We start from the raw sequence: 21,719 nt of genomic DNA, 5'->3' as shown, positions 1-21,719 counted from the left end.
TAAACAATATTGGATAAAGTATTTTCATCATCGGTATAAATAGAGCGATAAAGAATACCTCTTGTTTCACGATTCAAGATACGCTAATAAAAATAAGGAAACTCTACCATGTCGAAAACCGGACTCTCTCAAAATCCTTTTTATGCTGCCGATATTATTCGAGCATCCAAGCCGAACTTTACTCCTAAAGTGGCGTTTATTTTAGGTTCTGGATTAGGCGTTCTGGCCGAGCAGATTGAAGACGCTGTAGCGATCTCTTACGAAAAGCTGCCCGGTTTTCCGGTCAGCACGGTGCATGGCCATGCGGGCGAGCTGGTGCTGGGGACGCTCTCCGGTGTGCCAGTGGCCTGCATGAAAGGGCGCGGACATTTTTACGAAGGGCGCGGAATGGACATACTGACCGATGCTATCCGCACCTTTAAGCTGCTGGGCTGTGAACTGCTGTTTTCTACTAATGCGGCAGGTTCTCTGCGGGCTGACGTCGAGCCGGGCAGTCTGGTTTCTCTGTGCGATCACATCAATACTATGCCGGGCACGCCGATGGTTGGGCCTAATGACGAGCGATTCGGCGAGCGTTTTTTCTCACTGGCGAATGCCTATGATGCGGACTACCGCGCGCTGCTACAGGACGTTGCGAAAGAATCAGGTTTTCCGCTGTCTGAAGGGGTATTTGTCTCTTATCCGGGGCCGAACTTCGAAACTGCGGCGGAAATCCGCATGATGCAGATTATAGGCGGTCACGTCGTTGGCATGTCTGTGGTTCCTGAGGTGATTTCTGCACGCCACTGTGGGCTGAAAGTTGTTGCCGTCTCGGCGATCACTAACCTAGCCGAAGGCCTTGGTAGCGTTGCCCTGTCCCATGAACAAACGCTGGCTGCGGCCAAGCTTTCTACTCAAAACTTTATTACGCTAATTTGCGGCTTCCTGCGCAAGCTGGCCTAACTCCAACTGCGGTAACCAAAAAGAGGCTAAGGCCGACGTAAGCGGGTGTCCTGTCATACGACAGGACGCCAGCGCCCGGCTTTGCCCAATAATAATCAAAAGGGGAAACCGATGGGCATTAAAAATCGCTTAAAGATCATGTCATTTTTGCAGTATTTCATCTGGGGGAGCTGGCTGGTGACGCTGGGTTCCTACATGATAAAAACCCTGCATTTTAACGGCGCGTCCGTAGGGATGGTTTATAGCACCAAGGGGCTGGCGGCAGTATTGATGCCAAGCCTGATTGGCATTGTGGCCGACAAGTGGATGCGCGCCAATCAGGTGTATACGCTTTGCCATTTGCTGTGCGCCTGTGCACTGTTTTACGCGGCAACGGTCAACGATCCGACGCTGATGTTTTGGGTTATGCTGGTTAACGCCATGGCGTTTATGCCGACTATCGCGCTGTCTAACACCATTTCTTACTCCTGTCTGGAAAAAGCGGGACTAGACACCGTCACTCATTTTCCGCCGATCCGCGTGTTTGGCACCATCGGCTTTATTGTTGCAATGTGGACGATAAGCCTGCTGAAGCTGGAGTTGAGCAATATTCAACTGTATATCGCTTCCGGTATGTCGCTGCTGCTGGCCGTTTACGCGATGACATTACCCTCCATTCCGACGGCGAATAAAAAGAAAGATCAGACCTGGGTCAATATGCTGGGGCTGGATGCCTTTGTGCTGTTTAAAAAGCCGAGAATGGCGGTGTTTTTCATGTTTGCCATGCTGCTGGGTGCCGTGCTGCAGATAACCAATACTTTTGGCAATCCGTTTCTACACGACTTTGCGCTCAATCCTGAGTTTAAAGACAGCTTTGTCGTGAAGTACCCGTCTATCCTGCTGTCCGTTTCACAAATGTCGGAAGTGGTGTTTATTCTGGCTATCCCGTTCTTCTTAAAGCGCTTTGGTATCAAGACAGTGATGCTGCTCAGCATGATTGCCTGGACACTGCGCTTTGGACTGTTTGCCTACGGCGATCCTTCTTCGACAGGCTTTATCCTGTTGATGCTGTCGATGATTGTTTATGGCTGCGCTTTTGACTTCTTCAACATTTCCGGTTCGGTGTTTGTTGAGCAAGAGACCAGCTCTGATATTCGCGCAAGCGCTCAGGGACTATTTATGACGATGGTCAACGGCGTTGGTGCCTATGTCGGCGCTATTCTGAGCGGTAAAGCGGTGGACTATTTCACTGTTAACGGCGTTAGGGACTGGCAAACCATATGGCTAGTGTTTGCCGCCTATGCGCTGGCGCTGGCTGTGGTGTTCTTCTTCACTTTCCGCTATCGCCATGAGCCAGAAAAGCTGTCGCAGGCCAGCATTGCGCACTGATGAATCACGCCGCGCTCTTGGCCTAGGCGAAGATGCGGCGTTCTGTTTTCACCGAGAAGGGACAAATACTCCCGTTTGAAATACTGTTTGATGGAGCTTTAAATGAAAGAGATTTTGCTATCGTCCGGCGTTGGTTTTACCGTAGGGGCACTGTGTACTTTTCTACGCGTGCCTATTCCTGCGCCGAACGTTTTGCCAGGCGTATTGACCATTGTATTTATGTACGTTGGCTATCTGGCCGTTAAATGGGTAATGCAATAGCGCGGATATACCGAAAATAGACGGAGAAATAACACATGCAAAGCTTAAAAAATACGGCACAGAAAGCCTTAACTCTGATGGACTTAACGTCGCTTAACGCGAGCGACACGCCCGAAGTGATTCAGTCGCTGTGCCAAAACGCCAACACGGCGTTTGGCCACCCCGCTGCGGTTTGCGTTTATCCGGCATTTATTGCCAAAGCTCACCAAGCGCTAGCGGAGCTGGGGTTGGAGTCGGTAAAAGTCGCGACAGTGACCAACTTCCCGGCAGGGGCGGCAGATATCGCTCTGGCAGAACGGGAAACTCGAGCAGCGATCGCTGACGGTGCAGACGAAGTTGACGTTGTGTTTCCGTGGCGTGCGTTACAGACGGGTAATACCCAGATCGGTTACGATCTGGTGGCGGCCTGTAAAGCGGCCTGCGGTGATAAGCTGCTGAAAGTCATTATTGAAAGCGGTGAGCTGAGCGATCCTTCACTTATCCGTCAGGCATCACAAATTGCGATTGACGCCGGTGCGGACTTTATCAAGACCTCTACCGGAAAGGTGCCGGTCAACGCGACGCCTGAAGCGGCAGAAGTCATGCTTCAGGTCATTGCGGAAAAAGGCGGTAGGTGCGGGTTTAAGGCTGCAGGCGGAGTGCGTTCAGCGCAGGAGGCTCAGGTTTATCTGGATATCGCAGCGCGCCTGTTGGGCAATGAATGGGTAACGCCGAGGAATTTTCGCTTTGGCGCATCCAGCCTATTAACAAGCCTGCTGGCGACGTTGGAAGATCGTTCAGAGACTTCGTCGCAAAATGCCTATTAAAAAACTGTTTCACTGGCGAGTGTTGATTTGGTAGCCGGGACAATTTTAGCGAGAATACCATTAATGGGGCGTCCCCAAACGGGAGTCAGTAGTGAACCAGACGGAGCGAATTTATCGGACTGACCTGAAGCTGCTGCGCTACTTTTTGGCGGTTGCAGAAGAGCTGCACTTTGGTAGAGCAGCGGCGAGGCTGAATATGTCTCAGCCGCCGTTAAGCATTCATATCAAAGAGCTAGAATCCCAATTGGGCACTATGCTGTTTATTCGCCATTCCCGCAGTGTTGCGCTAACCCATGCTGGTAAAGTCCTTATGGAAGAGGCGAGGCTACTGCTGCAGGCTGCTAATCAGGCGCTGGCAAAAGTTGAGCAAATTGGGCGAGGTGAGCGTGGAAGAGTCGAACTGGGTATCGTCGGTACTGCGCTGTGGGGCGGGCTACGCCCCTTTTTCTTACGCTTCATGCAGGAAAATCCGACCGTAGACATTCTGTTTCGCGAAAAGTCGCCCGGTATGCAGATAGCGCTGTTAGAAAATCATGAAATTGATGCCGGTATCTGGAGAATGGCGACAACACTCCCGCTGGGGCTGACCGGCGAGCGTCTGCGTAGCGCTTCCTATCTGGTTGCACTACCAAGAAACCACCGGCTGGCTGCCTATAGCGCGATTCCTCTTGGCGAGCTGAGAAATGAGCCTTTCGTGACGTTGCCAGCTGCGCACTCGGACTGGTCTTTTTTACAAAAGGTCTGCTTTCGTGCCGGTTTTTCTCCCAATATTGTTCGTGAAGCCGTTGAGCCCCAAACCGTGCTGGCGCTGACGAGTATGGGCGTGGGGATAACCTTGATGGCAGACAGCTACGCACAGATGAACTGGCCGGGTGTCGTTTTTCGGCCGCTTGAGGAACGCATTCCGGCAGATTTGTACATTGTTTACGACGCCTCGCAGCTAACGCCGATTTTACAGCGCCTGATTGGGATGCTGAAATCTGCTGATATAGAGGAGATGAAAGAGACGGAGGCGCTGTAAGCTACGACCGTTTTTTGGCGTACAGTACAGTTTTTGCGCGGCGTGACCGGGATATTTACCCCGAGGACAGTGGGAAATCGATAGTTTTTACTATTCATTTTGAAGCGTTCTATTTAGAGAATTGTTTTTCCCTTGTCCTGACTTGTTGATAAATGTGATTATTCCCTCATTTTGAATAAATGGTGCGCAATTTTGTGCAATTGCACAATGCGCCGACGGTTTACTACGATTAGCCTTGGTAAGTTGAACGCGTCGTAAGGATACCGCCATGTCTTTTTACCACCTTGATGCCAAGCTCGCTCAGGACATCGTCAATCGAACCATGCAGATTATTGATAGCAATATCAACGTAATGGATGCTAAAGGCACCATTATCGGCAGCGGTGACATTAATCGAATCGGTGAGCTGCATGAAGGCGCGCTGTTAGCACTGTCGCAAGGGCGAATTGTAGAAATCAATGATGCCGTTGCTGCAAGCCTTCGAGGCGTTAAGCCCGGCATTAATCTTCCTCTGCGAGTGGAAGGGGACATAGTGGGGGTGATCGGCCTGACGGGTGAGCCCAATACGATGCGTCAAAACGGGCAGCTCGTCAGCATGGCAGCAGAGATGATGCTGGAACAGGCAAGACTGCTTAACATGCTGGCTCAGGACAGCCGGATGCGTGAAGCGCTGGTTCTGAACCTTATTCGCAGTGACGAACTGCCAACGGCACTGATTGGCTGGGCGCAGCGCCTGGGTATCGATCTCACGCAGCCAAGAATAGTGACGCTGATTGAGCTGGAAAGCGGCAGTCTCGGCGTTGAGGTTTCCATGACAGAGCTACAGCAGGTACAAACCCTGCTGACGATGCCTGATAGAGACAACCTGATTGCTATTGTGTCCCTGAACGAGATGGTGGTGCTACAGCCTGCGTTAAACTCCCACGGCCGCTGGGATGCGGATGAACACCGCCGGCGTGTGGACAGCCTGCTGCAGCGCATGTCAGAAAACACTCGCCTTAAAGTTAGCGTTGCGCTTGGCAACCATTTCTCCGGCCCGGGAAGCGTCGCGCGCTCCTACAGTACGGCCAAGGCAGCTATGTCGGTCGGCAAAAAAAGAATGCCGGAACAGCGCAGCTACTACTACCAAGACCTGATGCTGCCTGTGCTGCTCGACAGCCTGCGCGGTGGCTGGCAGGTTAATGAGCTAAGCCGCCCCCTTTCTAAGCTTAAGGCTATGGACAATAACGGCCTGCTGCGCCGCACGCTGCTGGCGTGGTTTAAACACAATATGCACCCCGGCGCGACAGTAAAGTCACTCTATATCCACCGAAATACCCTCGACTATCGCCTCAACCGCATTTCTGATATCACCGGGCTTAACCTGAAGAAGTTTGACGACCATATGCAGCTGTATATTGCGCTACAGCTGGATGAGGAGTAGGGGGTGCTGATAAAGTATTTATCATTTCAACAGTCTGAATGACTGCTATTTACTTTTATAAAATATAAATTTTATTTAAGAAGGTATTTTTTATAGTCGTTACGGTTATATATGTTTATGCTGAACGGAAGTTGCGAATGCTGGCTAAAGGGAACTTACCATAAGTATGGACAAAAAAGAGAGCCGAATACTTTTTAAGAATAAGTTTAATCAACTAGCTAATTTCTCTCTGGAAAACCTTTTACTTCCTCAGGAAAGTATTGAGTCCTCTCTACGGAAGGAGGGCAGTTGGGGAATGGTCGATATTGCTAAAATACCTAACCTCGATTTACAACTTGTAGGTTTTTTGCAGGACGACTATGACTTTAGTGGTTATGAACTGGATGAATGGGGAGATCCTGCTGACGACCCGGACTTATTGCGTGAATATCCTTTTGTGCCAGGCTATGAATACCGAGTTGAATGGACGAAAAAAACTCAGGATATTTTGGATTGTATTAAGAAACCAGCGTCAAAGCGCTATGGTGCCAAAGGCGATTTTTGGCTAATGGAGTTCTGGCAAATAGTTTGTCGGCGGGAATTGCCAGAGTTAAAGAGTAGCTTAAGCATCACTGAAGGGGAATTTCATCTTAGTTTCGACAGCTATAATGAGCTTGTCATTGCCCTTACTGCAATAAGTAAGGCTATGCGCGATGTGGGAGATTATGCGCCGACAGATAAAGATCTCTACCAGAGTCTGGTCGATTTTCAAAAAGCCGAGAGTATCTGTCCTAAGATTAATGTGAACAAACCTGAACTCTCTTATTTTGAAGGCGTTTATTCAGGTCAACTTATATCCTGTGAAAAAAATATTTTTTCAAACGCCATTAGCTATCGTTTAAATATTTCTAATAGAATTTTTTACTATGACGATGATTTTGACTTTCGCAGAAGTTTTTCTCACTGTGAGGACTTGGTTGTTGGTGAACCGGTAACGGTATCTTTTACTGAAGATAAGAAATTAGGCAGCGTTTCTCGGTGGATAGTTCAGCCTTCCCGCGTCGTTCTTGCCCCAATTCAGAAGTACAGATTATTAGAATTGGCTAAGGGAGTGCTAAAGCAAGCTGTTATCATTTTTTTACTTACTGCATTTATATTTTTGGTGGATCTGCCTAAGTATCTGTTGGCGGCTGCCATATCAATTGACGCTATTTTCTCGCTGTGGGGACTGCTCTTGTTGGTGTTGTTGGGAATTGAATGTGTATTGTGGATGAAATGGGGGAGGGCGGCAGAGCGCGCGTTTAGACTTATCATTGTTAGGGAGCGAAATTAATGATAACGAGGACAGGAAATCTGAAGCTTTGTCGTTCCCCACAGAGCTGGCCTTATACCACTTCCGATGGTTGTTTACTGATATTTAGGTTAGATGGTTGTGAGGATGAGTTTAGCCTGTTTTTACCGGTAGAGCGATACATCTTCCTGGCTGAAGAGGTAATGGTGACTGTGCATGCTGTACCGTCGGAAAATGGTATTTATGAGGTTGTTGCTTTTAACGTTCACCCAGAGCGAAGGATATGTATTGTTCAGCACCCTAAATCTGCGGCTTTACGCTATATGTTTCACATTGGATTATTCGGGGAAGCATCATTTGCATTGGGTTGGCGGTGATTTTGCTCATAAATTATTTTGGGGGAGAAAGTATCGATATAGCTGGAAATAAGATAGTGGCTATTGGGTGTTTGATGTTCTTACTCATTGGAGTTATTGCATTACCTTTAGCGTACAGAAAAGGTCTACGCCACCATCAATCTCGATGTAGTTGGATAGAATGGAGGGCATTGCGTGAACGGCTTCTTATAGAACATCAGGAGGCGCTTTTTGAACTGCAATGGCGTTCACTATTTTCCCGAGAGTAGCTTAGTGCACCTATTCTTTTTTATTGGTAACGTCTTGCGTTACGTTATTAAATCCTTTAAGGATTAATAAACAGACTTCTTTTAAAGCTTTTCCTTTTAAAAGCGACCCACAAAGAGCCGCTTTTCCATCTCAATACTAATCCATTAACCTACTAGGTCACCGGAGCTGGGTTAAACACCGCCAGCGCGTTATGGAGGCCCCATTGATCGGACCACGGCTTTTTGCGGCCGCTGGCCACGTCTAGCAGCATGTGAAACAGCTCCCAGCCGACGTCTTCAATGGTTGCATCACCAGTAGCAATGGTGCCTGCGTCAATGTCTACCAGATCGAACCAGCGTTTTGCCAGCGCGCTGCGGGTCGACATCTTGATAACCGGTACCGCAGCCAAGCCGTAGGGGGTGCCTCGGCCGGAGGTAAACACCTGTAGTGTAATGCCTGAGGCTAGCTGCTGGGTGCCGCAGACAAAGTCGCTGGCAGGCGTAGCTGCGTAGATAAGCCCGCGTTTGGTTGGACGTTGACCCGGTGACAGCACTTCGATAATGGCGCTCTTGCCCGATTTGGCAATGGATCCCAGCGCTTTTTCCACCACGTTGGCCAGCCCACCCTTTTTGTTGCCCGGAGAGGGGTTGGCGCTGCGGTCGGTTTTGCCGCTGTCGAGATAGTTGTCGTACCAGGCCATCTCTTCCAGCAGGCGTTTACCGACCTGTTCGTCGATGGCGCGCGGCGTCAGCAGGTGGATAGCGTCGCGCACTTCGGTGACTTCAGAGAACATCACCGTTGCGCCAGCGCGCACCAGAAGGTCGGAGGCGAAGCCTACTGCTGGGTTGGCCGTTACGCCGGAAAAGGCGTCGCTGCCGCCGCACTGCATACCGACCACCAGCTCAGACGCGGGGCAGGTTTCACGGGTTCTGGCGTTCAGCCGCTGAAGATGTATCTCCGCGACGCGCATAATCTCTTGAACCATGGCGCCAAAGCCCATGTGTTGCTCGTCCTGCAGGCGAACGATCGGGCTGTCTTTCAGGATAATTTTTTGCGTGTCTGGAGTACCTTCCAGCAGCCTTTCCGGCTGAAGTTTTTCACAGCCCAGTCCAATCACCATGACTTCACCGCCAAAGTTGGGGTTGAGCGCTAGGTTATGGATAGTGCGGATAGGCACGACGGCAGCAGGAGCGTTGATGGCAACGCCGCAGCCGTAGAGGTGATTCAGGCCGACAACGCCGTCAACGTTAGGGTATTTGGGCAGCAAGTCGCGCTCGATAAGTTTGACCACGTAGTCAACGACGCCAGCCACGCACTGAACGCTGGTGGTGATACCCAACAGGTTTTTGGTACCCACACTGCCGTCAGCGTTGCGGTAGCCTTCGAAGGTATAGCCTTCTAAAGGCGGCATAGCAGGGGGAACACTGGTGGCCAGCGGAAGCGTTTCCAGTGCTGGCGCTTCGGGAAGCTCCACCAGCGATTCTTCTATCCAACTGCCTTGGGGAATATCCTTAACGGCATAGCCGATGATTTCACCATAGCGAATGATACTTTCGCCTTTAGCGATATCATTCAGCGCAACCTTATGGCCCTGAGGCACCATTTCCACCAGCTCAAGGCCGCAGCTAAAGCGGGTGCCTGCGGGAAGGCCGTTATCGTTTACGACTATCGCTACATTGTCCTGCTCGTCGACTTTAATATAAAGCGGCGTCGAGAGGCTTTTTTCTTTATTCATTGTAGATCCTTCATTAAATAAATGCGATCAGGCTATTTTTAGCAGACATATCAGTAGCGGTTGCGTGAATGCTTTTCTATTTTTCAATTACGTCCTGACAATATATCTACTGCCAAACATTAAAAATAACAATAGCTATTTTTCTGACGTAATCGTAGCGTGTTTCATTCATCGAATATTATGTGATGAGTTTCACCTTTCCGCATGAATTACCGATTTCTTCTCCTGATGTTAGTGAAGGTGCAATCTAATGATTTTATTTATTATTTACAGTGTTATCGCCATTTTTTGACTAGGAAATAGCCTAAATTACATAAATCATTGGGCATATGCCCAATGACCCGTTTTGCGTATAGCCAGTAGTATCCATCTCAGCGGAACTGTGAATTCTTATTTTTCTATTTTCTTATTTCTTACCGGGGAAATAACTCTGAACGGAAGGATATCACCGTTGGAAATTATTCTCGCCCAATAAAGCTTATCAACTAACAGAATTAAAACGATTGGATAAGGTAAATAACTTTATCTACAGGAGAATAACATGGGGTCTATTAATTCAGCGACAAACGCTAGCGTCGGAGGGGTAAAACCCACCCGCGTGCGTTTCTGGATTGTTGTCATGCTGTTTGCCGTGACGGCAATTAACTACGGTGACCGCGCAACGCTGTCCATTGCCGGCGCGCCGATGTCTTCTGCGCTGGGGCTTGATGCCATCGGTATGGGATACGTCTTTTCTGCGTTCTCGTGGGCTTACGTACTGGGTCAGCTGCCGGGCGGCTGGCTGCTAGACAAATTTGGCTCCAAGCGCGTTTATTTCTGGAGCATCTTTACCTGGTCAACCTTTACCCTGTTACAGGGCGCGATTGGCTTTTTAAGCGGCATGTGGGCACTGGTGCTGCTGTTTACGCTGCGCTTCCTGGTAGGTTTGGCAGAATCGCCTTCTTTCCCCGGTAACAGCCGCATCGTTGCTGCCTGGTTTCCGGCGCAGGAGCGCGGTACTGCGGTCGCTATTTTTAACTCAGCGCAGTACTTCGCGACGGTTATTTTCGCCCCAATCATGGGCTGGCTGACCCACGAACTAGGCTGGCAGTTTGTGTTCTACTTTATGGGTGCCTTAGGCATTATCGTTAGCTTTATCTGGTTGAAGGTTATCCATAACCCGAAAGACCACCCGAGCATCAATCAGGGTGAGATCGATCATATCGAACGCGGTGGCGCATTGACCAATATGGATCAGGCGGGCGGTAAAAAAGATGCCAGTTCTGGTCCAAAGCTGAGTTACGTCAAGCAGCTGCTTAGCTCGCGGATGCTGGTGGGTATCTATATCGGCCAGTACTGTATCAACGCATTAACCTACTTCTTTATTACCTGGTTCCCGGTGTACTTGGTTCAGGCTCGCGGTATGTCGATTCTGAAAGCGGGCTTTGTGGCGTCAGTACCTGCTCTGTGCGGCTTTGCGGGCGGTATTTTGGGCGGCGTTATCTCTGATTACCTGATGAAGCGCACCGGGTCTGTGACGTTTGCAAGAAAGACGCCTATCGTACTGGGTATGCTGCTCTCTATCTCAATGGTGTTCTGTAACTATATCGAATCTGAAATGCTGGTCGTAGGCTTTATGGCTCTGGCGTTCTTCGGTAAGGGAATCGGCGCGCTGGGCTGGGCGGTTATGGCTGATACCGCGCCAAAAGAGATCAGCGGCCTAAGCGGCGGTCTGTTCAACATGTGCGGTAACATTTCCGGCATCGTTACGCCAATCGCTATCGGCTATATCGTCTACTCTACCGGTTCGTTCAACGGAGCGCTGATTTACGTGGGTATCCACGCAGCCATCGCGATCTTTAGCTACCTGTTTGTGGTCGGAAAAATCCAGCGTATCGAACTTAAGCTGTAATAGGAAAGGAGGCCGCTATGCACACTCAAGACACGCCAAAAATTATCTCTATGCAGGTTGTTCCGGTAGCCGGTCATGACAGCATGCTGATGAACGTCGGCGGCGCTCATGGCGCTTATTTTACGCGAAATATCGTCATCCTTAAGGACAATGCCGGTCACACCGGCGTGGGTGAAGCCCCAGGCGGAGAGACGATCCTGCGGACGCTACAGGAGGCGATTCCCCACGTTGAAGGGCAGTCGGTCGCCATTCTTAACCGTCTGGTAGACAAGATGCATCAGGGCAACCTGAATGCGGATTATGACACTTTTGGTAAAGGCGCTTGGACATTCGAGCTGCGGGTTAACGCGGTGGCTGCACTGGAGTCTGCTCTGTTGGATCTGATGGGACAGCACCTGGGCGTGCCGGTCGCCGAACTGCTCGGCCCCGGCAAGCAGCGGGATGAAGTGACGGTACTGGGCTACCTGTTCTATATCGGCGATCGCCAGAAAACCGATCTTCCCTATCTGGCGCCGGAAATGGGCAAGCACGACTGGTACTGCCTGCGTCATCAGGAAGCAATGGATACAGCGTCAGTTGTTGAGCTGGCGGCTGCGGCCAAAGATCGCTACGGCTTTAAAGATTTCAAAATGAAGGGCGGTGTGCTGCCGGGTGAACAGGAGATAGAAACCGTGACGGCGTTGGCCAGCGCGTTTCCGGATGCCCGCATTACGCTGGACCCTAACGGCGCTTGGTCACTTGATGAAGCCATCCGGCTGTGTAAGGGCATGAATCACGTGCTGACTTACGCAGAAGACCCGTGCGGCGCAGAAAACGGCTATTCCGGGCGCGAAGTGATGGCGGAGTTCCGCCGGGCAACCGGGCTGCCGACGGCCACTAACATGGTGGCAACCAACTGGCGAGAGATGTGCCACTCCATCATGCTGCAGGCGGTGGATATCCCTCTGGCTGATCCGCACTTCTGGACGCTAACCGGCGCTTCCCGCGTGGCGCAGCTGTGCAACGAGTGGGGGTTAACCTGGGGCTGCCATTCCAACAACCACTTTGATATTTCGCTGGCGATGTTTACCCACGTTGGCGCCTCTGCGCCGGGTAATCCGACTGCATTGGATACCCACTGGATCTGGCAGGAAGGCCAACACCTGACGAAAGAACCGCTGCAAATCGTCAACGGCAAGATAGCCCTGAGCGATAAGCCTGGTCTAGGTATTGAGCTGGATATGGTGCAGGTAGAGAAGGCGCACGAGCTGCATAAAAAGATGCCGTCCGGCGCGCGAAACGACGCACAGGCCATGCAGTATCTGATCCCCGGTTGGACGTTTGATAAAAAACGCCCGGCGATGGTTCGCTAACTGAATAATGAATTAATGATTATAAGGTGAATAACATGACGACCCCTAATTCGACGCCACGCGTTATTGAGATGCAGGTCATTCCCGTTGCCGGTCATGACAGCATGCTGTTAAACCTGAGCGGTGCCCACGCGCCTTATTTCACGCGCAATATCGTGATTATGAAGGATAGTGCGGGCAATACTGGTGTGGGTGAAGTCCCCGGTGGTGAAAAGATCCGCCAAACGCTAGAAGACGCCAAAGCGCTGATTATTGGTAAAACGCTGGGCGAATATAAAAACGTAATGAATGCGGTGCGCGACCAGTTTGCCGATCGCGATTCCAGCGGTCGTGGCCTTCAGACATTTGACCTGCGCACGACGATTCACGTTGTTACCGCTATCGAAGCCGCCATGCTGGACCTGCTAGGTAAGCATCTGGGCGTGACGGTTGCCTCTCTATTGGGTGACGGGCAGCAGCGTGATGAAGTCGAAATGCTTGGCTACCTGTTCTATATCGGCGATCGCACAAAGACCGATTTACCTTATCAAAACCAGTCCAGCGACAAGTGCGACTGGTATCGCCTGCGTCATGAAGAAGCGCTGACGCCGGAAACCGTCGTCCGTCTGGCGGAAGCGGCCTATGAAAAATACGGCTTTAACGACTTTAAACTGAAGGGCGGCGTATTGGCTGGGGAAGAAGAGGCAGAGTCCATCGTGGCGCTGGCTAAGCGCTTCCCACAGGCGCGCATTACGCTGGATCCGAACGGTGCGTGGTCACTGGATGAAGCTATCAAAATTGGTAAATACCTGCGCGGTTCGCTGGCCTATGCAGAAGATCCTTGCGGTGCTGAACAGGGTTACTCCGGTCGTGAAGTGATGGCAGAGTTCCGCCGCGCAACTGGCCTGCTGACCGCTACTAACATGATCGCCACCGACTGGCGTCAAATGGGGCACACCATTCAGCTGCACTCTGTTGATATTCCGCTGGCGGATCCGCACTTCTGGACAATGCAGGGTTCTGTTCGCGTGGCGCAGATGTGTCACGAGTGGGGTTTGACCTGGGGCTCTCATTCTAACAACCACTTCGACGTGTCGCTGGCGATGTTTACTCAGGTCGCTGCCGCAGCGCCGGGCAAAATCACCGCAATTGATACGCACTGGATCTGGCAGGAAGGCAACCAGCGCATTACCAAAGAGCCGCTCAAGATTGAAGGCGGTATGGTTCAGGTACCTAAGAAGCCGGGTCTGGGTGTTGATATCGATATGGACCAAGTGCTTAAAGCCCACGAGCTGTACAAAAATATGGGGCTGGGCGCGCGCAACGATGCCATGGGAATGCAGTATCTGATCCCTAACTGGACGTTCGACAACAAGCGTCCTTGTCTGGTGCGCTAATGACTGAAAGGGCCGATATCTCGGCCCACAGACGCTTTGATGCCGTCACATCGATAGATAAATGGACGGCCTAAGCGCCACAAATAGAGAGAAGGTTTTATTATGGCTAAGAGTTACATTCCCAATCTGTTCCGTCGCGACCTGAAAGACGGCAAGCGCCTTATCGGCTGCTGGTCTGCTCTGGCAAACCCTATCACCACCGAGGTGCTGGGCTATGCGGGTTTTGATTGGCTGCTGCTTGACGGCGAACATGCTCCTAACGACGTGGGCACGTTTATTCCTCAGCTGATGGCGCTGAAAGACTCTGACAGTACGCCCATCGTGCGCCCTCAGTCTAACGATCCGGTGACGATCAAGCGCCTGCTGGATATCGGTTTCTACAACTTCCTGATCCCGTTCGTTGAGACAGAAGAGGAAGCCAAGCGAGCCGTGGCCTCTACTCGTTATCCACCTCACGGTATTCGCGGCGTGTCCGTGTCTCACCGCAGCAACCAGTACGGTACTGAAGCCGATTATTTCGGCAAAATTAACGACAATATCAGCGTGATCGTGCAGATCGAAAGTCAGGAAGGGTTAGATAACCTCGACGCTATTGCTGCCGTTGAAGGGGTTGATGCGCTGTTCGTTGGCCCAAGCGATCTGTCCGCTGCACTGGGATATTTGGGGCAGGCCGGGCACCCAGACGTGCAAAAGGCGATTCGCAGCGTGTTTGACTGTGCCAAAAAGCACGGTAAGGCCTGTGGAATTTTGGCACCGGTAGAAGCCGATGCCCGTCGCTATTTGGAATGGGGCGCGACCTTCGTTGCCGTCGGCAGCGATCTTGGCGTTTTCCGCGGCGCGACGCAGGCGCTGAGTGACAAATACCGCAGTGGTAAATAAGTAAGGCAAAAGGTCTCAAACTCAGAGACCTTCACGGTTTTAGCAATCCGCACGAATAGCCGTGCGGGGTTTATGGACTATGAGGAATAAGTGATGAAAATCGGTTTTATTGGACTCGGCATTATGGGTAAACCAATGAGTAAGAACCTGCTGAAAGCGGGCTACTCGCTGGTGGTTATGGATCGCAATGCGGATGCTGTGGCTGAAGTGGTTGCTGCCGGAGCGACCTCTGCTGCATCACCAAAAGCGGTTGCTGAAGTCTGTGACGTTGTAGTCACCATGCTGCCTAACTCGCCACACGTTAAGGACGTTGTTCTGGGAGAGAACGGCGTAATTGAGGGTGCGAAGGCCGGGCTGGTTGTTATCGACATGAGCTCTATTGCTCCACTGGCCAGTCGTGAAATTCACGCTGAGCTTGCCAAAAAAGGCGTAGAAATGCTGGATGCACCCGTTAGCGGCGGTGAGCCAAAGGCTATCGACGGCACTCTGTCCGTTATGGTGGGCGGTAACAAAGCGATTTTCGATAAACACTACGACATCATGAAAGCAATGGCTGGATCCGTGGTTCACACTGGCGATGTGGGTGCCGGTAACGTCACCAAACTGGCTAACCAAGTGATCGTTGCGCTGAACATTGCCGCGATGTCTGAAGCGCTAGTGTTGGCAACCAAAGCGGGCGTGAACCCTGAGCTGGTTTATCAGGCGATTCGCGGCGGGCTTGCGGGCAGTACGGTACTGGATGCAAAAGCGCCGATGGTGCTGGATCGCAACTTCAAGCCGGGCTTTCGTATCGATCTGCACATTAAGGATCTGGCTAACGCGCTGGATACTTCTCACGGCATTGGCGCTCAGCTGCCGCTGACTGCGGCGGTGATGGAAATGATGCAGGCGCTGAAGGCTGACGATATGGGTACCTGTGACCACAGCGCTCTGGCTCGCTACTACGAGAAATTGGCGAAAGTGGAAGTCGCCCGGTAATGACGCCGCGCCGCGGGCAGTCACGCCCGCGGCTCAGGCTGGACGCATTACACTGGTTTTTTAGTCATCTTTTATATGGATAGGTTATGAAAATAGTCATCGCACCGGATTCCTACAAAGAGAGCCTGAGCGCGCTGGACGTTGCTCTACAAATAGAGGCTGGATTCCGTGAAGTTTTCCCTGATGCGCAGTACGTTAAGCTGCCTGTTGCTGACGGGGGAGAGGGGACAGTTGACGCGATGGTGGCCGCGACGTCAGGAAAAACTCTTACCGTAGACGTGACCGATCCATTAGGAGAAAGAGGAGAGGCTTTTCTTGGCCTGTCCGGCGATGAGCGCTACGCCATTATTGAGATGGCCGCTGCCAGCGGTTTAGAAAGAGTACCGGTCAACCGGCGCAATCCGATGGTGACAACGTCTTACGGCACTGGGGAGTTAATCGCTAGCGCATTAGATCGCGGCGTGACGCACTGCATTATTGGCATCGGCGGTAGTGCAACTAACGATGGCGGTGCAGGTATGGTGCAGGCGCTGGGCGCAAGGCTGCTCGATAAAGAAGGCCGAGAAATAGGCTTTGGCGGAGCGGAGCTTGCCAGGCTGGATAGAATAGACGTTAGCGGAATGGACAAACGCATTAAGTCCTGCCGCTTTGAGGTCGCCTGTGATGTGACTAATCCATTAACGGGTCCGCAGGGTGCCTCTGCCATTTTCGGGCCGCAGAAGGGCGCAACGCCAGAGATGATTGCCCAGTTGGACGCGAACCTGCTGCACTACGCGCAGGTGATTAAGCGCGATTTGGCGCTAGACGTCAATGACGTACCGGGCGCAGGAGCTGCGGGAGGGATGGGAGCGGCGCTGCTGGCCTTCTTGGGGGCGGAGCTTCGCCCTGGTATTGATATTGTCACTGAAGCGGTTGGGCTCGATGAAGCGGTTAAAGATGCGGATTTAGTGATCACTGGCGAAGGCCGTATCGATAGCCAAACGGTAAACGGCAAAGTACCGATTGGCGTGGCGCGCGTATCCAAGCGCTACGGCAAACCGGTTATTGCCATTGCCGGTAGCCTGAGCAGCGACGTTGAGGTGGTTTACCAACACGGATTAGATGCGGTGTTCAGCGTGCTGTACACAATCACTTCGTTGGATGATGCCCTAAAGCAGGCGGCGGATAACGTCAGGATGGCAGCCAGAAACGTCGCCATGGCTTACCGGCTTGGAAGGTCTTGAAGTCTCTGAATGTGCTTATAGGCGATACCTATAAAAAGCCCCGCTGATTTTTAGCGGGGCTTTTTGCTATCTACATGGAGACTAATGTTCCCCACCGCTGGGGCGAGCGCCACCGCCGCCAATAATAAACGGCGGCCTAGCGAACCAGACAAACACCAGCAGAGTGAGGAAAACCGCTCCGCTAAGCCAGAATATTTCATTGGCAGACATGATAAGACCCTGGTTGGTTATCTGGTTACTAAGATAGCTTGAGGCCTGCGTTGAGCTCATGCCTAGCTTTTCCAGTGTGTCGTAAGTCTGTTGAGCCAGCGGGTTGTAAGGCGAGATTGCTTCAGTGAGTCGCTCGTGGTGGAGTGCCTCGCGCTGTGTCCAGCCGGTGGTGGTAATGGATGTACCGATAGAGCCAGCCAGTGTTCTCAAGAAGTTGGACAGGCTGGAGGCCGCCGCGATTTTCGACGGCTCAACGTCCGAGAGGGTAATGGTCGTCAGCGGCATAAAGAAGCAGGCTACGGCAAATCCTTGGAAAAACTGCGGCCAAGCCACGGCGCTGAATCCCATACTGGGTTCGAACGTATAGGCTCGCCAGTAGAAGCAGGCTGCGTAAACAATAAAGCTGAACGTGACCAGACGGCGCAGGTCGATTTTAGGCCCGTATTTACCGATAACGGGCGCCAGCATTAGCGGTATCAGCCCAATTGGCGCCGCGGCGAGGCCCGCCCAAGTGGCGGTATAGCCAAAAACAACCTGTAGAAGCTGTGGCTGCAGCACGATAGAGCCAATGTACAGCATAAACGCCAGACTGGTGCACAGGCAGCCAATGGTGAAGTTGCGCGATTTAAACAGTGAGAGATCGACAATGGGGTGATCGTCCGTCAGCTCCCAGATAATCAGGAAGGTGATGGCGACAACCGCAATGACGGCGAGCGTAATGATTTCTCCCGACTCGAACCAGTCCAGCTCCTTTCCCCTGTCGAGCAGCATCTGGAAGCAGCCAATACCGGCCACCAGCAGCACCAGACCTACAGTATCAATAGGCTTGATTTCCGTCTCGGTTTCTCTGTCTTTGAGGATGAACCAAGTAATAGCCACTACTGCGAGGCCGACCGGCACGTTGATATAAAAAATCCAGCCCCAGTGGTAGTTGTCGCTGATCCAGCCGCCGAGGATCGGGCCGAAAATCGGGGCGACAGTCACCGTCATTGACCACAGAGCCAGTGCCATACTGCGCTTAAGGGGAGGGTAGTTGTTAAGCAGCAGGCTCTGAGACAGCGGCATGATCGGACCCGCCACTAGCCCCTGAAGCACGCGAGAAGCAATCAACATTTCCAGACTGTGCGACATGCCGCACAGCCATGAGGCGATGACGAACAGTATGGTAGCCGCCATAAACAGGCGAACTTCTCCCAGTCGCTTCGCCAGCCAGCCGGTGAGCGGGATAGAGATAGCGTTGGCGACACCAAATGAGGTAATGACCCATGTTCCTTGAGACAGGGATGATCCTAGATCGCCAGAGATCGTGGGGATCGCCACGTTGGCGATCGTCGAATCCAGGATCTGCATAAAGGTTGCCAGCGCTAGGGCGAGCGTGATCCAGCCTAGCTTGGCTCCCTCAAGGGGCGTCATTGGTGATTTCATTTATCTTCAGGCTGCCCGGCATTATCGCGAATTATCTTGGCAATCAGCTCGTTAACCGGCTCAAGAGAGTAGGTCAGGGCGTCTGTCTGATAGACCACCGCATTTCGAGGAGTTTGTGCTAACACTTCACCCTGCTGGTCTTGCGTATCGACGGTCGCTTCCATCGAGAGACCAATGCGGAGGGGGTGTTTGGCGATCTGCTGAGGATCCAGAGCTATCCTGACGGGCAGGCGCTGAACGACTTTAATCCAGTTGCCGGTGGCGTTCTGTGCGGGAAGTAGTGAAAACGCGCTGCCGGTACCCATATCTAGGCCTACAATCGTGCCTTCGTAAACAACGTCATCACCGTAAAAGTCGCTGATCAGTTCGACAGGCTGGCCAATACGCATATTGGCCAGCTGAGTTTCTTTAAAGTTGGCATCAACCCAAATCTGATCGGCAGGAACGATCACCATCAGAGGCGCATTAGCTGAAATTTGTGCGCCAACCTGTACGCTGCGGCGAGAAACATAGCCGTCAATGGGGGCAACAACTTTAGTTCTTTGCAGCGTTAGCCAAGCGTCACGAAGCTGTGATGAAGCGTGTAAAACCGAAGGATGCTGCTCCAGCGGCGTGTTTAACACCAGAGCGTTGTTAGAGTGATATTGCTGCTGGGCGACTTCCAGCTCGGCGCGGGCACTGGCGGCGGCGTCTCTAGCGTGCTGCAGCTCTTCTTTACCAATAGCGCCGGTTTTTCCCAGCGTCTCGCGGCGGCTTAGGTCTGCTAAGGCCTGATTTAGAGAGGTGGTTTTGAGCGCAATATTCGCTTTCAGCTGGCGGTTGTTAATAATCAGCTGGTGCGTTTGACGCACGCTGTTGGCCAGCGCAGTTTGCGCACGCTCATACGCCTGAAGGGCATCGGTTTGGTCAAGCATGACCAGAACGTCGCCTTTTTTTACTCTATCAGTGTTGTCTGCATAAATTGCCGCCACGTTACCGGTTATTTGCGACATGATTTGAACCTGATTGCCGGCCACATAGGCGTCATCTGTCGTTTGATGATGACGAAGGGCAACAAACCAGTAAACGGCGTAACCAGCGCCAATAGCGATAAACAGCGTAGCCGCCAGCGTCATTGCCAGCTTGCGTGAACGCTTCTTACTATTGGGCTGCGGGGCAGAAGTATCCGCGGACATTCAGTATTACCTTCAATATAACGATTGAAAAGGGCTTATTAAAAGCCGTGTAGCGTATATGTTAACGATGTAGTTTATAAGTATTTTAGACGATAGGGCAGGAGAATTATTCGGATATTTCGCGTTGTATTGAGTAAACGCATATAAAGCTAAACAGAAAAATCAGTTAGGCTGCGCTTCCTTACGGCTCGCTGAGGGCAAAACGTCAGGGAGCACAGCCTGAGATAACGATTAAGTCATCGTTAGGCGGGGTCGAGCGTCTCTAAACGTGTTAGCAGTTTGCGGTTTAGCATTTCTAGCTGCTGACGTTCTTCTTTGGTAAATGCAGACCAAATTTTTAGCAGGTTAGAGTTTTGCTGCGGAAGAAGACTATTTAAAAAGTCTTGACCGGACTGAGTTAAAAACAGGTGCAAACAGCGGCGATCGCGATCGCTTTCCTTACGAACGATCCAACCTTTTTTCTCCAAGTCATCAGCGATACGTGTTGCGTTAGTTCTTGATGAACCTAAAGCAAGGCTTAGCTCTGAGGGTTGGATAGACTTATTTTCTTGAGTATTTAGAATGACAAGCGCCATGAAAAGCGTTTCGTTAATACCCAGAGATTTAAAGTTTTTATTGCGATAATCAAGCAGCTTTGAATAGGTATGCATGTTAAGGCGGGTTAGATGAATTTCTTCGTAAGGAAAATCATCCTGCATTGATAAATATAGGTTTAATATATCTTCCGTTGGTGAAAATGAACTTCCCATGTGCACTCTTCTCCTTTTTGGTATTGTTGTATTATAACTGTATTATTACCAGCTAGTAAATATTATTTGTTTTAGTTTTTTTAGATGATTAATGTGTGTTGATTAATTTAATGCATTATTACAACGCGTTTGCAACGTTTTTCTGCGACTTTATTGACGCGTGCAAAGAAATACACTTAGAGTGCGTAAATTCGGGGTTAAGGGCAGGGTTGAAAGCGGCCTATATAGGGTAAGAAGAGGCCGCCCTTAAGGGCGGCGAGAGATGGGTAAGACAATTACCAAAGCGTAGACGACCAAAACACTCGACCAATAATGTGGATTCTTTGTTCGAACTCTTCTCGGCTTAATTGCTCGTCAGGGTAGTCGGTATTATTAAAGCTTTTGATAATAATGCCGCCGTCGGGGCGAGGCACTAATTGCTTGACGCGGATTAGGTTGCCGTCGCGAATAGCGTAAAGGTCACCGTCAACAATCTGTGAGTGGTTGGCTGTGTCTATTCCTACCACATCACCGCTGCGAAGCATGGGCGCCATGCTGTTACCTATAACCCTGACCACGCGCGCGTTGCGGGCGTTTACGCCCATTCTGCGTAGCGTATAGCGGCGGAAGGGGAGTGCATAAATCTCGTGCTCGTTTTCCGCCATGGTGCCGTCGCCACAGGCGGCTTCAACGTTAAGCATAGAAACCTCAATGAACTCATCTTTGTCATGGTTCATGGATTCCCACTCTTCAACTTTCAGGCTGCTGGCCTTTATTTCAGAGTCATAGACGTCTGCAGACTTAATGCGAACCTGACCCTCACCGAACATCAGCCACTGGGGTGTGACATCTAGCGCTTCGGCCAGTTTATCTATGCTGCGTGGCGCACGAGTCTGCCCAGACTCTATTTTATTTATCGACTGCTGACTGACCTGGATTTTTTCCGCCAGCGTTTTTTGACTCAGGCCTAACTGTTCACGTCTCCAGGCGACGCGTTCTGCTAGCGTTTGCATAAGGCTCTCTCTTGATGTAATCGGGTCTGGAAATCGTC

The 21,719-nt window shown here is 51.3% G+C and carries 18 protein-coding genes; 13 read left to right on the top strand and 5 right to left on the bottom strand.

All coding sequences use genetic code 11. From position 1 onward, the window contains the following. Positions 1-108 precede the first annotated feature (108 nt). From xapA to DQM29_RS12450, 7 genes are all read left to right on the top strand, one after another. A complete protein-coding gene (gene xapA, locus DQM29_RS12480) occupies positions 109-942 on the top strand; it encodes a xanthosine phosphorylase (RefSeq protein WP_111740998.1) in 834 nt (277 codons plus the stop codon). A 111-nt stretch (positions 943-1,053) separates the two neighbouring features. Beyond that, positions 1,054-2,310, top strand: coding sequence for a nucleoside permease (locus tag DQM29_RS12475; RefSeq protein ID WP_111740997.1), 1,257 nt, complete (start codon positions 1,054-1,056; stop codon positions 2,308-2,310). Between the two features lie 102 nt (positions 2,311-2,412). Next, positions 2,413-2,571: a XapX domain-containing protein gene (locus tag DQM29_RS12470; protein WP_111740996.1), complete on the top strand. Its 159-nt coding sequence runs from the start codon at positions 2,413-2,415 to the stop codon at positions 2,569-2,571. Positions 2,572-2,606: 35 nt separating this feature from the next. Further along, positions 2,607-3,377 (top strand): deoxyribose-phosphate aldolase, encoded by a 771-nt coding sequence (deoC, locus tag DQM29_RS12465; protein ID WP_111740995.1) that lies wholly within the window; start codon positions 2,607-2,609, stop codon positions 3,375-3,377. Positions 3,378-3,468: 91 nt separating this feature from the next. Next, complete coding sequence (locus DQM29_RS12460) at positions 3,469-4,398, top strand: LysR family transcriptional regulator (protein WP_111740994.1); 930 nt, start codon at positions 3,469-3,471, stop codon at positions 4,396-4,398. A gap of 268 nt (positions 4,399-4,666) precedes the next feature. Beyond that, positions 4,667-5,821, top strand: a complete 1,155-nt coding sequence (locus tag DQM29_RS12455; RefSeq protein ID WP_111740993.1) for a CdaR family transcriptional regulator — start codon at positions 4,667-4,669, stop codon at positions 5,819-5,821. Between the two features lie 166 nt (positions 5,822-5,987). Continuing rightward, positions 5,988-7,133 carry a hypothetical protein gene (locus DQM29_RS12450; RefSeq protein ID WP_111740992.1) on the top strand — a complete coding sequence of 382 codons (1,146 nt, stop codon included), beginning with the start codon at positions 5,988-5,990 and terminating at the stop codon, positions 7,131-7,133. Between the two features lie 735 nt (positions 7,134-7,868). On the opposite strand, the gene garD is transcribed toward DQM29_RS12450, so the two are convergent. Continuing rightward, the gene (gene garD / locus DQM29_RS12440) at positions 7,869-9,431 is read right to left on the bottom strand and encodes a galactarate dehydratase (protein WP_111740990.1); all 1,563 of its coding nucleotides are present in this window, start codon (positions 9,429-9,431) and stop codon (positions 7,869-7,871) included. A gap of 541 nt (positions 9,432-9,972) precedes the next feature. On the opposite strand from garD, the gene DQM29_RS12435 reads away from it, so the two are divergent. The 6 genes from DQM29_RS12435 to DQM29_RS12410 all read left to right on the top strand — a co-directional run bounded on the left by DQM29_RS12435 (position 9,973) and on the right by DQM29_RS12410 (position 17,130). Next, positions 9,973-11,322, top strand: coding sequence for an MFS transporter (locus DQM29_RS12435; protein ID WP_111740989.1), 1,350 nt, complete (start codon positions 9,973-9,975; stop codon positions 11,320-11,322). 17 nt (positions 11,323-11,339) lie between these two features. After that, a complete protein-coding gene (locus tag DQM29_RS12430) occupies positions 11,340-12,674 on the top strand; it encodes an enolase C-terminal domain-like protein (protein ID WP_111740988.1) in 1,335 nt (444 codons plus the stop codon). 35 nt (positions 12,675-12,709) lie between these two features. Further along, positions 12,710-14,050 (top strand): glucarate dehydratase, encoded by a 1,341-nt coding sequence (gene gudD / locus DQM29_RS12425; RefSeq protein WP_111740987.1) that lies wholly within the window; start codon positions 12,710-12,712, stop codon positions 14,048-14,050. Positions 14,051-14,152: 102 nt separating this feature from the next. Next, complete coding sequence (gene garL, locus DQM29_RS12420) at positions 14,153-14,929, top strand: 2-dehydro-3-deoxyglucarate aldolase (RefSeq protein ID WP_111740986.1); 777 nt, start codon at positions 14,153-14,155, stop codon at positions 14,927-14,929. A 93-nt stretch (positions 14,930-15,022) separates the two neighbouring features. Continuing rightward, positions 15,023-15,907, top strand: a complete 885-nt coding sequence (garR, locus tag DQM29_RS12415) for a 2-hydroxy-3-oxopropionate reductase (protein WP_111740985.1) — start codon at positions 15,023-15,025, stop codon at positions 15,905-15,907. A gap of 86 nt (positions 15,908-15,993) precedes the next feature. Further along, positions 15,994-17,130, top strand: coding sequence for a glycerate kinase (locus DQM29_RS12410; RefSeq protein WP_111740984.1), 1,137 nt, complete (start codon positions 15,994-15,996; stop codon positions 17,128-17,130). An 81-nt stretch (positions 17,131-17,211) separates the two neighbouring features. On the opposite strand, the gene emrB is transcribed toward DQM29_RS12410, so the two are convergent. The 4 genes from emrB to DQM29_RS12390 all read right to left on the bottom strand — a co-directional run bounded on the left by emrB (position 17,212) and on the right by DQM29_RS12390 (position 21,681). Next, a complete protein-coding gene (gene emrB, locus DQM29_RS12405) occupies positions 17,212-18,753 on the bottom strand; it encodes a multidrug efflux MFS transporter permease subunit EmrB (RefSeq protein WP_111740983.1) in 1,542 nt (513 codons plus the stop codon). Between the two features lie 8 nt (positions 18,754-18,761). Further along, a complete protein-coding gene (emrA, locus tag DQM29_RS12400) occupies positions 18,762-19,940 on the bottom strand; it encodes a multidrug efflux MFS transporter periplasmic adaptor subunit EmrA (protein WP_111740982.1) in 1,179 nt (392 codons plus the stop codon). A gap of 242 nt (positions 19,941-20,182) precedes the next feature. Further along, complete coding sequence (gene mprA / locus DQM29_RS12395) at positions 20,183-20,689, bottom strand: transcriptional repressor MprA (protein ID WP_111740981.1); 507 nt, start codon at positions 20,687-20,689, stop codon at positions 20,183-20,185. Positions 20,690-20,964: 275 nt separating this feature from the next. Next, positions 20,965-21,681, bottom strand: a complete 717-nt coding sequence (locus tag DQM29_RS12390) for an XRE family transcriptional regulator (protein WP_111740980.1) — start codon at positions 21,679-21,681, stop codon at positions 20,965-20,967. Positions 21,682-21,719 lie beyond the last annotated feature (38 nt).

This window comes from Leminorella richardii, assembly GCF_900478135.1.
Lineage (GTDB): Bacteria > Pseudomonadota > Gammaproteobacteria > Enterobacterales > Enterobacteriaceae > Leminorella > Leminorella richardii.
The sequence above is the reverse complement of the archived record's forward strand: the minus strand, read 5'-3'. Positions and strand labels throughout refer to the sequence as shown.